Origin of the sequence: Streptomyces sp. CB02414 (assembly GCF_001905385.1) — a bacterium.
Classification (GTDB): domain Bacteria; phylum Actinomycetota; class Actinomycetes; order Streptomycetales; family Streptomycetaceae; genus Streptomyces.
Window position 1 is genome coordinate 31,987 of the sequence record NZ_LIPF01000004.1, and the last position, 13,980, is coordinate 45,966.

Annotated in this window: 9 protein-coding genes; 7 read left to right on the top strand and 2 right to left on the bottom strand. The window is 73.1% G+C overall.

Annotated elements, in window-relative coordinates:
- The first annotated feature begins 9 nt into the window (after positions 1 to 9).
- Positions 10 to 2,232 (top strand): catalase/peroxidase HPI, encoded by a 2,223-nt coding sequence (gene katG, locus AMK11_RS14340; protein ID WP_073726927.1) that lies wholly within the window; start codon positions 10 to 12, stop codon positions 2,230 to 2,232.
- A gap of 51 nt (positions 2,233 to 2,283) precedes the next feature.
- Here the strand turns inward: katG and AMK11_RS14345 are convergent, their stop codons facing one another.
- Positions 2,284 to 3,246, bottom strand: coding sequence for a GlxA family transcriptional regulator (locus AMK11_RS14345; protein ID WP_241846967.1), 963 nt, complete (start codon positions 3,244 to 3,246; stop codon positions 2,284 to 2,286).
- A 119-nt stretch (positions 3,247 to 3,365) separates the two neighbouring features.
- Here AMK11_RS14345 and AMK11_RS14350 point away from each other — a divergent pair, with 119 nt between their 5' ends.
- Both AMK11_RS14350 and AMK11_RS14355 read left to right on the top strand, forming a co-directional pair.
- The gene (locus AMK11_RS14350; RefSeq protein ID WP_073726931.1) at positions 3,366 to 4,364 is read left to right on the top strand and encodes a phosphotransferase; all 999 of its coding nucleotides are present in this window, start codon (positions 3,366 to 3,368) and stop codon (positions 4,362 to 4,364) included.
- Between the two features lie 45 nt (positions 4,365 to 4,409).
- Complete coding sequence (locus AMK11_RS14355; RefSeq protein WP_073727884.1) at positions 4,410 to 4,676, top strand: hypothetical protein; 267 nt, start codon at positions 4,410 to 4,412, stop codon at positions 4,674 to 4,676.
- A gap of 2 nt (positions 4,677 to 4,678) precedes the next feature.
- Here the strand turns inward: AMK11_RS14355 and AMK11_RS14360 are convergent, their stop codons facing one another.
- Complete coding sequence (locus AMK11_RS14360; protein WP_073726933.1) at positions 4,679 to 5,656, bottom strand: MerR family transcriptional regulator; 978 nt, start codon at positions 5,654 to 5,656, stop codon at positions 4,679 to 4,681.
- Positions 5,657 to 5,742: 86 nt separating this feature from the next.
- On the opposite strand from AMK11_RS14360, the gene AMK11_RS14365 reads away from it, so the two are divergent.
- From AMK11_RS14365 to AMK11_RS14380, 4 genes are all read left to right on the top strand, one after another.
- Positions 5,743 to 7,275 (top strand): alpha/beta fold hydrolase, encoded by a 1,533-nt coding sequence (locus AMK11_RS14365; protein ID WP_073726935.1) that lies wholly within the window; start codon positions 5,743 to 5,745, stop codon positions 7,273 to 7,275.
- A gap of 151 nt (positions 7,276 to 7,426) precedes the next feature.
- Complete coding sequence (locus tag AMK11_RS14370; protein WP_073726937.1) at positions 7,427 to 9,022, top strand: sulfite oxidase; 1,596 nt, start codon at positions 7,427 to 7,429, stop codon at positions 9,020 to 9,022.
- Positions 9,023 to 9,335: 313 nt separating this feature from the next.
- Entirely contained in the window at positions 9,336 to 12,131 is a 2,796-nt protein-coding gene (locus tag AMK11_RS14375; protein WP_241846968.1) for a PQQ-dependent sugar dehydrogenase, read from the top strand.
- A 16-nt stretch (positions 12,132 to 12,147) separates the two neighbouring features.
- A complete protein-coding gene (locus tag AMK11_RS14380; protein WP_073726941.1) occupies positions 12,148 to 13,929 on the top strand; it encodes a ThuA domain-containing protein in 1,782 nt (593 codons plus the stop codon).
- Positions 13,930 to 13,980 lie beyond the last annotated feature (51 nt).

A 13,980-nucleotide genomic window follows, 5' to 3' on the forward strand; every position in this document is an offset into this window, starting at 1 on the left:
AGGATTCCCATGTCCGAGAACCACGACGCCATCGTCACCGACGCGAAGACGGAGGAGACGGGCGGCTGCCCGGTCGCCCATGGACGTGCCCCGCACCCCACCCAGGGTGGCGGCAACCGTCAGTGGTGGCCGGAGCGGCTCAATCTGAAGATCCTCGCCAAGAACCCCGCCGTGGCCAACCCGCTGGGTGAGGAGTTCGACTACGCGGCGGCCTTCCAGGCGCTCGACCTCCAGGCCGTCAAACGCGACATCGCCGAGGTGCTGACCACCTCACAGGACTGGTGGCCCGCCGACTTCGGCAACTACGGCCCCCTGATGATCCGTATGGCCTGGCACAGCGCCGGCACCTACCGCATCAGCGACGGCCGCGGCGGCGCGGGCGCCGGCCAGCAGCGCTTCGCCCCGCTCAACAGCTGGCCGGACAACGGCAACCTCGACAAGGCGCGCCGCCTGCTGTGGCCGGTCAAGAAGAAGTACGGCCAGAGCATCTCCTGGGCCGACCTGCTGGTCCTCACCGGCAACGTCGCCCTGGAGACGATGGGCTTCGAGACCTTCGGCTTCGCCGGTGGCCGCGCCGACGTGTGGGAGGCCGAGGAGGACGTCTACTGGGGCCCCGAGACCACCTGGCTCGACGACGAGCGCTACACCGGCGACCGCGAGCTGGAGAACCCGCTCGGCGCGGTCCAGATGGGCCTGATCTACGTCAACCCCGAGGGCCCCAACGGCAACCCGGACCCGATCGCCGCCGCCCGCGACATCCGGGAGACGTTCCGCCGCATGGCGATGAACGACGAGGAGACCGTCGCGCTGATCGCCGGCGGCCACACCTTCGGCAAGACCCACGGCGCCGGCCCGGCCGACCACGTCGGCGACGACCCCGAGGCCGCCTCCATGGACCAGATGGGCCTGGGCTGGAAGAACACCTGGGGCACGGGCAAGGGCGCGGACGCCATCACCTCCGGCCTGGAGGTCACCTGGACCTCCACCCCGACCCAGTGGGGCAACGGGTTCTTCAAGAACCTCTTCGAGTTCGAGTACGAGCTGGAGCAGAGCCCGGCCGGTGCCAACCAGTGGGTCGCCAAGGACGCCCCGGAGATCGTCCCCGACGCGCACGACCCGGCGAAGAAGCACCGCCCGAAGATGCTCACCACCGACCTGTCGCTGCGCTACGACCCCGTCTACGAGCCGATCTCCCGCCGGTTCTACGAGAACCCGGAGGAGTTCGCGGACGCCTTCGCCCGCGCCTGGTACAAGCTGACCCACCGCGACATGGGCCCCAAGTCCCTGTACCTCGGCCCGGAGGTCCCCGAGGAGACCCTCGTCTGGCAGGACCCGCTGCCCGAGCCCGAGGGAGAGGCCGTCGACGCCGAGGACATCGAGACCCTCAAGACCAAGCTCCTCGAGTCCGGTCTGTCCGTCCCGCAGCTGGTGTCCACCGCGTGGGCCTCGGCGTCCACCTTCCGCGGCAGCGACAAGCGCGGCGGAGCCAACGGCGCCCGCATCCGCCTTCAGCCGCAGCGGGGCTGGGAGGTCAACGAGCCCGACGAGCTGGCCCAGGTGCTGCGCGTCCTGGAGGGCGTCCAGCAGGAGTTCAACTCCGGCGCCGGCGGCAAGAAGGTCTCCCTGGCCGACCTGATCGTCCTCGGCGGCTGTGCCGCCGTCGAGAAGGCCGCCAAGGAAGCCGGCTACCAGGTGGAGGTCCCGTTCGCCGCGGGCCGCGTGGACGCGACCGAGGAGCACACCGACGCCGAGTCCTTCGAGGCGCTGGAGCCGACCGCCGACGGGTTCCGCAACTACCTCGGCAAGGGCAACCGCCTGCCGGCCGAGTTCCTCCTGCTCGACCGGGCGAACCTGCTCACCCTGAGCGCCCCCGAGATGACCGTCCTGGTCGGCGGCCTGCGCGTGCTGGGCGCCAACCACCAGCAGACCCAGCTCGGTGCCCTCACCAGGACGCCCGGCTCACTCACCAACGACTTCTTCGTCAACCTGCTCGACCTGGGCATCACCTGGAAGGCGACGTCCGAGGACCAGACCACGTTCGAGGGCCGCGACGCCGCCACCGGCGAGGTCAAGTGGGCCGGCTCCCGCGCCGACCTGGTCTTCGGCTCCAACTCCGAGCTGCGGGCCCTCGCCGAGGTCTACGCGAGCGACGACGCCAAGGAGAAGTTCGTCCACGACTTCGTCGCCGCCTGGGTCAAGGTCATGAACCTCGACCGGTTCGACCTGACCTGATCCGCGGGTGTCCGGGCCGGCCGGAGCCGGCCGGCCCGGACACCGCCGCCCCTACGCGCCGCCGCGGAACGTGTTGCGGTACGCGCGCGGCGACACCCCGAGCACCTCGCGGAAGTGCTGGCGCATCGCCGTACCGGTGCCGAAGCCGGCGAGGGCGGCGACGCGGTCCACCGGTTCGTCGCCGCGCTCCAGCAGCCGCCGGGCGTAGTCCAGACGCTGCCGGCCGAGCCACTGCATCGGTGTCTCCCCGGTCTCCTGCCGGAACCTCCGGCTGAGGGTCCGCACACTCATCGCCGACTGCCGGGCGAGGTCCTCCAGGGTGAGGGGCTCGCCCAGCCGCTGGAGCGCGTAGGTGCGGGCGGCGGCCGTCGTGGAGTCGTCCGCCTGCCTGATGGGGCGGTCGATGTACTGGGCCTGGCCGCCCTCGCGGTGCGGTGGCACCACGGTGCCGCGCGCGACGGTGTTCGCCACCTCGGCGCCGTGGTCGTCGCGGATCATGTGCAGGCACAGGTCGATCCCGGCGGCGACACCGGCCGAGGTGAGCACACCCCGGTCGTCCGTGTAGAGCACGTCCGGATCGACGTCCACCTCCGGGTAGAGCGCGGCCAGTTCGGCGCACGACTTCCAGTGCGTCGTGGCCCGGCGCCCCGCCAGCACCCCGGCCGCCGCCAGCACGAACGAACCGGTGCAGATGGACGCCAGCCGGGCCGTCGCCGGAATCCGCTCCAGGGCCGCGCGCACCGGTGCGGCGAGCCGCCCGCGCTCCTGGGGCGCGTAGTCCTCCACGGCCGCCGGCACGACCACCGTGTCGGCGCCTTCCAGGACGTCCGGCCCGTGCGCGACGTTCACACTGAAGTCGGTGTCCGTGGCGATCTCGCCGGGCTCGGACGCGCACGTGAGCACCGAGTACAGTCGCCGGCCGGCGTCGTCGACGGCGGTCCCGAACAGACGGTGCACGATCCCCAGCTCCATCGGCAGCAGTCCGGGACGTACGTAGACCACCACACGGTGCACTGCCTCACTCCTCATCCCTCGCCCAATGCCCGGCTCACGGCCGGATTCTGCCACCCGCTCGTTCCCGGGCGGCCCGAAAAGCGCTGGCGGCCCGGGACGCACGGTGCTGGGATGACCGGATGCGCGGCGAGATCTCGGTGACCGTGGACCGCGGGCGGTTCCAGGACGCGGTGACGCCCTGGGACGACGACGTCTGGCGGGCCGACGTCCTCGACTGGGTGACGGCCTCGCTCGCCGCCCTGGGCGTGCGCCCGACGGGGGAGTGGCGGGTGCGGTCACGGCCGTGGTCCGTCCTGGCGCGGCTGTCCGTCGAGGGGCGCGACGCGGTCTGGTTCAAGGCAAACCCGCCGGCCAGTGCCTTCGAGGGCCCGCTGACCGAGGCGCTGGCCCGCTGGGCACCGGGGCAAGTCCTGGAGCCGCTCGCGGTGGACGCCGTCCGCGGCTGGTCGCTGCTGCCCGACGGGGGACCGCTGTTCAGGGACGTACTCGACCGCCGGGGCGCCGGCCCCGAAGCGTGGGAAGGGCTCCTGCGCCGGTACGCGGCCCTGCAGCGCGCGCTGACGCCCCACGCGCGAGAGATCGAACGGCTCGGTGTCCCCGGGGCGCCCGTCACCACCCTGCCCGGCGTCTTCGACCGGTTCGACGACACGCCGCTGGAGCCGGAGGAACGGCACCGGCTCCGCCGCCTCGGCTCCCGCCTCCTGGACTGGTGCGCCGAACTCGATGCCCTGGACGTCCCGGACTCCCTCGACCACGCCGACCTGCACGACGGCCAGCTGTTCCACCCCGGGCCGGGCGCGTTCACCGTCTTCGACTGGGGCGACGCCGTCGTCTCCCACCCCTTCTGCAGCCTGGCCGTCCCCGCCCGCCGTGCCCGCGAGCGGCACGGCCCGCACGTACTGCCGCGCCTGCGCGACGCCTACCTGGAGCCGTGGACGGGCTCCGGCCGGACCACCCGGGAGCTGCGGCGCGCGCTCGCCCTCGCCTGGCGGCTGAGCGCCCTGCACCGGGCCGGGGCGTACGGCAGGGTCTTCCCCGCGTCCGGGGCCGCGGGCGCCGAGGTCGCGGCGGAGGGGGCCCGCTGCCTGCTGGAGCTGTTCGACGAGCCACCGTTCTGAGCCGCTGTTCAGCCGTTGTCAGTGGCGGATGCGAAGCTGCGGGGCATGGATGAGGTGGAGTTCATGCGGGGCCGGGTCTACGGAGCGGAGCACGACGACCCCGGACCGCGCCCCGGACGCGCCTACGCGCAACTGGTCGGCGGTCCGCTGGACGGTCTGCTCCTGGACATCACGGACCTGACGGAGCAGGAGTATGCCCGGGGCGTCTCACTGGCGACGGAGATAGGCCGCTACGGTCCCGGCGGCCGTTCCGCGTACGCGCCGAGGCCGGACGACCCCCGCCGCCTCGACTGGCGGGGCGACGCGCCCTGACGTCACACCGCCGGCAGCGGCGGGGCTCCCGTCTGCGCGACCAGGGCCGCGTACAGCCAGTCGTGGGCGGAACCGGGCGTCGGTTCCGGCCGGCGGCCCGGCTCGGTGACGACCTCGGTCACCAGGTCCCAGTAGCGGTCGATCCGCGGGTCGGCCGCGAGCTGCCCGGCCAGCCCGAGGCGGAACTCCGGGCTGTCCCGGAGTCCGTACGCGCTGGTGTACGCGTCGACGAAGCTGTCCAGCGCCTCCCCGGGCCGCGGGTCCCGGCCCCGTCGCATCTGGACACCCGCCAGCTCGTACGCCTCCGCCAGCCCCGCGTACAGCACGGCGGCCCCCCGGGCACCGGCGGCCCGGTGCGCCTCGGGCTGGGGCTGCGCGGTGCCCGGGCACGGCGCGAGGGTGAGGGCGTTGAGGTGGGCGAAGGCGAGGACCTGGGCCGGAGCCGGGTCCTCGGGCGGCTGCGGCACCGCGACCTCCAGGAACGCCCGGACCGACCGGGCCGGCATCCGCGGCGGCAGCCAGCCCCGCCAGAACCGGACCAGCGGCTCCGTGCTGGGCGGCATGGACACCGCCCCTATCAGGTCCAGCCGTTCGGCCCGTTCCCCGGGCGGACACTCCTGGACCAGGCGCAGTGCCGCCTCCCGCCAGCGCAAGGCCCTCATCTCGGAGCCGAGTTCGCGCAGCCGCCCGGCGACCGCGTCCTCCAGCGCGCCCCCCTCCTGCCCGCCACCGCCGCCCGCCGCGTCCTCCTCCTCGAGGACCCGGCGCACCTCGGGGACCGACAGGCCGAGCCCGCGCAGGGAGCGGATCAGGCGCAGCCGGCCCAGCGCGTCGGCGCCGTACCGCCGGTGCCCGCCGGCGCTGCGGGAGGCCTCCGGCAGCAGGCCCCGGTCGGAGTAGAAACGGACGGTCTTCACGGTGACGCCCGCCTGTGCGGCCAGGTCCCCGATGCCGCATAGACCGTCGGACGACGTGATCACTTGAACCTCCCTCAGGGGGAGTTCCTACCGTACCGGCGAGCGCGGGCCGGTGACCGGGCCGGACCGCGAGGTACGGAGGAGAGTCCATGACCGCTTTCATCCTGGTGTCGGGCATGTTCACCGGCGCACACGTCTGGGAGGACACGACCGCCCGTCTGACCGCCGAGGGCGCCGAGGCGCACGCGGTCGCCCTGACCGGGCTCGACGGCCCGCCCGGCCCGGCGGGGACCCGCACCGACCTGGAGACCCACATCGCGGACGTCCTCGCCGTGATCGACTCGATCGACGCGACGGACCGGAAGATCGTGCTGGTCGGCCACGACTACGGCATCCACCCGGCGCTGGGCGCCGCCGACCGGAGGGCCGCGCGCATCGACCGGATCGTCTACCTGGACTCGGGCATGCCCAGTGACGGCGCCCCGGCCCTGGCCGCGGTGCCCGACCAGTCCCTGCGCGAGCGGCTGGCCGGGAAGGCCGGGGACGAGGACGCCGACGACGTGCTGCCGCCTCCGGCCACCCACGACGAGTGGAGCCTGTGGGGCAGCACCGAGGGCGTACCCGGCCCGGCGCTGGACCGGCTCACCGCCCTCGCCGCGCCGCAGCCGACGGGCACCCTGCTCCAGCCGCTCCGGCTGACCGGTGCGGTGGCCTCGGTGCCCACCACCGGCGTGCTGTGCACCGGCAACGGCACGAGCATCGAGATGGTCCAGATGCTGGTGGGCTTCGGCGATCCCGCGCTGCGGGCCCTGGTCGACCCCCGGGTGACCTTCTTCGAACTGGCCACCGGGCACTGGCCGATGCTCTCCCGTCCCGCCGAACTGACGGACGTGCTGCTGCGGGCCGCGGCCGGCGAGGGGCACCGGCTGGAGCCCGTCGAAGCGACGGAACCGCCCCCGCACCTGCGGCCGTTCCTGCTGGACGTCCCCGAAGCCCCGCGGGAGCGGCACGGAAACGTCGACCTGCACCTGCCCGACGCCGAGGGACCACGGCCCGCGGTGCTGTTCGTGCACGGCGGCCCGGTGCCCGCCGACGCGCGGCCCACGCCGAGGGACTGGCCGACCCTGACGGGGTACGCGCGCTGTGCGGCGGCGGGCGGTGTGGTGGGCGCCGTCGTCGACCACCGACTGCACGACCTGTCCGACTACGAGCGGGCCGCCGCCGACGTGGCCGCCGCCGTGGAACAGGTCCGGGCCGACCCACGCGTGGACGCGGACCGCGTCGGGCTGTGGTTCTTCTCCGGCGGCGGCCCGATCACGGCCGACTGGCTGGACGCGCCGCCGCCGTGGCTGCGCTGCCTGGCGGCCACCTACCCGGTCCTCGCGCCACTGCCCAACTGGGGACTGTCCGGCGGCCGGTTCCACCCGGCGCGCGCGGTGGCGAACGCCGGTGCCCTGCCCGTCGTCCTCACCCGCGTCGGACTGGAGATGCCCGAGATCGCCGCCACCGTCGAGGAGTTCCTCGCCGCGGCCAAGGAGTGCGGGGCGGACGTGGAGGTGGTGGACGTGCCGCACGGCCACCACGCCTTCGAGACCGTCGACCCGACGGACGAGTCCCGCGAAGCCGTGCGCCACGCGATGCGCGCGGTCCTGGCCCGCCTCGGCCGGCCCGGCACGCGGTAGGCGCGCACACGAACACCGGCCCGCGGCATCGGATCGGCGCCGCGGGACCTGGGCGGCACAACGCGGCAGCCGCCCACCGGCGCCGGCCTCCCGCGCCCGGGACGAGCACCGCCGCACCAATCCGCCCGGTGCCCGGCCCCGGATTACCGGCGTGAGCGACGAAGAGAACGCACCGCGGCGGTACTCCCGGACGACCACACGGCTCTCGCTGGGGGCGCTGAGCGGGCTCCTGGCGGGAGGTGCCGCGCTCACCGTCGCCGAACTGGTGGCGGCGGGGGTGCGTCCGCAGGCCGGCCCGGTGGTCGCGGTCGGCGGTGCCGCCATCGACCGCACCCCGGCCGCCGTGAAGGACTGGGCGATCCGCACCTTCGGCACCAACGACAAGCTGGTCCTCCAGCTCGGCATCCTCGCCGTCCTGGCCCTGTTCGCCCTGGCCCTCGGTGTCCTCGCCGTCCGCCACCGGCGCACGGGGGCCGCGGGCGTCCTGGTCATCGGTGCCGTCGGGGCGGCGGCCGCCACCAGCCGTCCCGACTCCACGAGCCTCACCGACGCCCTCCCGTCCGTCGTCGGGGCGCTCGCCGGCGCCGCACTCCTGTACTTCCTCGCCGGCCGCCTCCCGGCGGCGCACCGGGGCGCGGGGCAGGAGCCCGGCGAGGGCTGGGACCGGCGCCGCTTCGTCCTCGCGGCGACCGCCGCTGCCGCCGCCTCGGCCGGGGCGGGTGCGGTGGGCCGGGCCCTGAACGGCGCCGGCGGCCAGGAGGCCGTGGCCTCCCGCAAGAACACCGACCTGCCGCCGCCCGCCTCACGCGCCCCCGCGGTGCCCCGGGGAGCACAGGTCAGGGTCGCCGGTGTCAGCCCGTTCATCACGCCCAACGCGGACTTCTACCGGGTGGACACCGCCCTGGTGGTCCCCAAGGTGGACGCCGGCGCCTGGCGGCTGCGCGTCCACGGGGACGGAGTCGCCCGGGAGAAGATCCTCACCTTCGACGACCTCCTGCGCCGCGAACTGATCGAGCGCGACATCACCCTCACCTGCGTCTCCAACGAGGTCGGCGGCCCCTACGTGGGCAACGCCCGCTGGATCGGCGTCCGGCTCGCCGGCCTGCTCGAGGAGTGCGGGGTCCGGCCGCCGTCCAAGGGTGGCCCCGCCGACCAGCTGGTCGCCCGCTCGGTGGACGGCATGACCATCGGCAGCCCGGTCGAGGACGTCATGGACGGCCGCGACGCGATGCTCGCCGTCGGCATGAACGGCGAACCGCTGCCGTTCGACCACGGCTTCCCGGTGCGCATGCTGGTCCCGGGCCTGTACGGCTACGTGTCCGCCTGCAAGTGGATCGAGGACATCGAGCTGACCACCTTCGACGCCTACGACGCCTACTGGGTCAAGCGCGACTGGGCCCGCGAGGCCCCGGTCAAGACCCAGTCCCGGATCGACACCCCGAAGCCGTTCGCACGGCCGAAGGCGGGCGCGGTGATGGTGGCCGGCGTCGCCTGGGCCCAGCACCGCGGCATCGACAAGGTCGAGGTCCGCGTCGACGACGGTCCCTGGCAGGAGGCCACCCTCGCGGCCGAGGACACCCGTGACACCTGGCGCCAGTGGTCCTACGCCTGGCAGGCCACGAAGGGCGGCCACACCCTCACCGTGCGGGCCACCGACCGCACCGGCGAGGTGCAGACCGAGAAGCGCACCCGCACCGTCCCCGACGGGGCCAGCGGACGGCACTCCGTCGTGGTGACGGTGGAGTGAACTGCCGGCTTCCGCCCCCCACTCGGTGCACCGGCCACTTTGTCCCGCGAAGGGAAAAAGAATCGAGATCTTGTGCGGAATGGGTTACAGGTTCGGACCAAGCCCGCTAACTTCCTTGAAATGAACCGGTCATGAGCGTCTCCCGACCGGCGTTCGACGGCGCGACGGCGCGCGCCCGTACTCCCTCTTCACGGCAGGACTCACACGCCTGCCGCCACCCCACACCTCCCGGGAGAACCCTGTGCGCACGAGACCGCTCGGACACAGACGTGTCCGCTCCTTACTGCCGGCCCTGGTGTGTGCCCTCGGCCTGATGCTGCCGACGAGCCCGGCCGCCGCCGCCCCGGCGGATCCGGGCGGCGACGGAACCGGTGCCGCCGGTGCCGCCGTGGCCGCCGAGGAGTTCCAACAGGTCACCCTCGCCAAGGGCGTGGCCGAGACCGGCGAACCCATGACCCTGGCCGTCCTGCCGGACCGTTCGGTCCTGCACACCTCGCGCGACGGCACGCTCCGGCTGACCGACCCGGCGGGGAACACCGCCGTGGCCGGCAGGCTCGACGTCTACAGCCACGACGAGGAGGGCCTGCAAGGCGTCGCCGTGGACCCGGGCTTCGCCACCAACCGCTTCGTCTACCTCTACTACGCGCCCCAGCTCGACACACCGGCCGGTGACGCACCCGCGGACGGCTCGGCCTCCGACTTCGCCCCCTTCGACGGCGTCAACCGGCTCTCCCGCTTCGTGCTGCGCACCGACGGCACCCTGGACCAGGCCAGCGAGAAGAAGATCCTCGACGTGCCCGCCTCCCGCGGCCTGTGCTGCCACGTCGGCGGCGACATCGACTTCGACGCGGCGGGCAACCTCTACCTGTCGACGGGCGACGACACCAACCCCTTCGCCTCGGACGGCTACACCCCCATCGACGAACGCGCCTCGCGCAACCCCGCCTACGACGCCCAGCGGTCCTCCGGCAACACCAACGACCTGCGCGGCAAGATCCTGCGCATCAAGGTGAACGCCGACGGCTCGTACGGCATCCCGTCCGGCAACCTCTTCCCGCCCGGCACCGCCGGGACCCGCCCCGAGATCTACGCCATGGGCTTCCGCAATCCCTTCCGGATGAGCGTCGACAAGACCACGGGCACCGTCTACGTGGGCGACTACGGACCGGACGCGGGCACCGCGAGCGCCTCCCGGGGCCCCGCCGGACAGGTCGAGTTCAACCGCATCACCGAGGCCGGCAACTTCGGCTGGCCCTACTGCACCGGCGACAACGACGCCTACGTCGACCACGACTTCGCCACCGGCGGTGCGGGCGCCACCTTCGACTGCGCGGCTCCGAGGAACACCTCGCCGCGCAACACCGGCCTCACCGACCTGCCGCCCGCCCAGCCCGCCTGGATCCCCTACGACGGCGGCTCCGTACCGGAGTTCGGGGGCGGCTCCGAGTCACCCATGGGCGGACCCGTCTACCGCTACGACGCGAACTCCACCTCCGACGTGAAGTTCCCCGAGGCGTACGACGGCGACTTCTTCGCCGGCGAGTTCGGCCGCCGCTGGATCAAGCGCATCGAGACCGGCGGCGACGGCACCGTGCAGTCCATCAACGCCTTCCCCTGGAGCGGCACCCAGGTGATGGACATGGCCTTCGGCCCGGACGGCGCCCTCTACGTCCTGGACTACGGCACCGGCTACTTCAACGGCGACGCCAACTCCGCCCTCTACCGCATCGAGCACATCACCGGCGGCCACGCCCCCGTCGCCCAGGCCGGGGCCGACACCACCTCCGGCACCGCCCCGCTGACGGTGGCCTTCTCCTCCGCCGGCAGCTCCGACGCCGACGGCGACACCCTCACCCACGCCTGGGACTTCGGCGACGGCAGCACCTCGGCCGCGGCGAACCCGACCCACACCTACACCGCCAACGGCCAGTACACGGCCACGCTGAAGGTCACCGACACGACGGGCAAGTCCGCCACGGCCTCCGTCCACATCACCGTCGGCAACACCGCGCCCAGCGTGCGCATCGACCTGCCGACCGACGGACGCGTCTACGACTTCGGCGCCGCCATTCCCTTCAAGGTGACGGTGACCGACCCCGAGGACGGCACCGTCGACTGCGCCAAGGTGAAGGTCACCTTCATCATCGGCCACGACAGCCACGGCCACCCGCAGACCTCGGCCACCGGCTGCACCGGCACCCTCCAGACCCTGGCGGACGGCGAACACGACCCGAACGCCAACATCTTCGGCGTCATCGACGCCGAGTACACCGACAACGGCGCGAACGGCCAGCCCGCCCTCACCACCCACGACCAGCACATCACCCAGCCCAGCCACCGCCAGGCCGAGCACTACGGCGACTCCTCGGGCGTCCAGGTCGTCAACCACACGCCCGCGCACGGCGGCAGGACCGTCGGCCACATCGAGAACGGCGACTGGATCTCCTTCCGGCCGTACGCCCTCGACAACGCCACCGCCTTCACCGCCCGGGTCTCCTCGGCCGGCACCGGCGGAACCATCGAGGTGCGCGCCGGCTCCCCGACCGGCACCCTGCTCGGCACCGCGACGGTGCCGGTGACCGGCGGCTGGGAGACCTTCCAGGACGTGACGGCCGCCCTGAGCGACCAGCCGGCCGGCTCCACGACGCTCCACCTCGTCTTCAAGGGCGGCCCCGGCTCCCTCTTCGACGTGGACGAGTTCTCCTTCACCACCGGCGAAGGCGGTACGCCGACCGGCCCGGTGCGGGGGGTGAACGGCAAGTGCCTGGACGTGGACAACGCGGGCACGGCGGACGGTACGGCGGTGCAGCTCTGGTCGTGCAACCAGTCGTCCGCGCAGGAGTGGACGGTCGGTGGTGACGGGACGTTGCGGGCGCTGGGGAAGTGTCTGGACGTGTCAGGTGGTGGCAGCGCCGACGGTACGCGGATCCAGTTGTGGACGTGCAACGGGACGGGTGCGCAGAAGTGGGCGGCGCAGGCGGACGGCACGGTGCGCAATCCGCAGTCGGGCAAGTGTCTGGACGCGTCGGGCGGTACGTGGAACGACGGGACGCCGGTCCACCTGTGGACCTGCCACACCGGACCCAACCAGAAGTGGACCCTGCCGTAGAGAGGAGGCGACCTCCATGCGCAACCATCTGAAAGCAGCCCTCGGCCTGTTCGCCGCCGCCGTACTGTGCGCGGCGCCCCAGGCCACCGCCCTGCCCGGCGCCACCCCCGGCGCCGCGACCGCCCGCACCGACGTCCAGGCGGCCCCGGACGCCGCGGCACAGGCCGCGGCCGACCCCGCGTACGACGTGCTCGTCTTCTCCCGGACCGCCGGCTTCCGCCACTCCTCGATCGACGACGGCATCGCGGCCCTGCGGGATCTCGGCGCGGCGAACAACTTCACCGTGGACGCCACCGAGGACCCGGGGGCCTTCACCACCGGAAACCTCGCCCGGTACGAGGCGGTCGTGTTCCTGTCGACGACGGGCGATGTGCTGGGCGACGCCCAGCAGACGGCGTTCGAGAGCTACGTCAATGCCGGCGGCGGATACGTCGGCGTCCACGCGGCGGCCGACACCGAGTACGACTGGCCCTTCTACGAAGGGCTGGCGGGCGCCCTCTTCCACTCCCACCCCGCCATTCAGCCCGCCACCGTCGAGGTTGAGGACCGCGCGCACGACGCCACCGCGCACCTCGGCGGCACCTGGCAGCGGACCGACGAGTGGTACAACTACCGCACCAACCCGCGCACCACGGCCCACGTCCTGGCCTCGCTCGACGAGTCCAGCTACTCGGGCGGCAACATGAACGGCGACCACCCGATCGCCTGGTGCAAGGACTACGAGGGCGGCCGGGCCTTCTACACCGGCGGCGGCCACACCGACGAGTCCTACGCCGACCCCGCCTTCCGCAGGCACCTCCTCGGCGGCGTCCGCTGGGCGGCCGGCATGACCAACGCCGACTGCCGCCCGGAGAGCGGCTACACCTCCCTCTTCGACGGCTCCGGCACCACGGGCTGGCAGCAGGCCGGCCCCGGCGGGTTCACCCTCGCCGACGGCACCCTCACCTCGCACGGCGGGCTGGGCATGCTCTGGTACTCCGCCGAGGAGTTCACCGGGGACTACTCTCTCAAGCTGGACTGGAAGGCGGCCGGGGACGACAACTCCGGCGTTCTCGTGGGCTTCCCGGCCTCCGCCGACCCCTGGTCGGCGGTGGACAACGGCTACGAGATCCAGATCGACGCCACGGACGCGGCCGACCGGACCACGGGTGCCGTCTACGGGTTCCAGTCGGCGGACCTCCCGGCTCGTGACGCCGCTCTGAACCCGCCGGGGGAGTGGAACACGTACGAACTCCGCGTCACCGGCGAGCGGCTGGAGGTCTTCCTCAACGGCGTGAAGATCAACGACTTCACCAACACCGATCCGGCGCGGAGTCTGCGACAGGGGCACATCGGCCTCCAGAACCACGGCGACGGCGACGAGGTGGCCTTCCGCGACATCCGCGTCAAGCACGCCGGTACGCCGGAGCCCGATCCGCGGACCGGCCCGGTGCGGGGGGTGAACGGCAAGTGCCTGGACGTGGACAACGCGGGCACGGCGGACGGTACGGCGGTGCAGCTCTGGTCGTGCAACCAGTCGTCCGCGCAGGAGTGGACGGTCGGTGGTGACGGGACGTTGCGGGCGCTGGGGAAGTGTCTGGACGTGTCCGGTGGTGGCAGCGCCGACGGTACGCGGATCCAGTTGTGGACGTGCAACGGGACGGGTGCGCAGAAGTGGGCGGCGCAGTCGGACGGCACGGTGCGCAATCCGCAGTCGGGCAAGTGTCTGGACGCGTCGGGCGGTACGTGGAACGACGGGACGCCGGTCCACCTGTGGACCTGCCACACCGGACCCAACCAGAAGTGGACCCTGCCCTGACCGATCGTGAGGGCGCCAGGCCCGGTACGTCCCGCTCACCCGGGTGAGCGG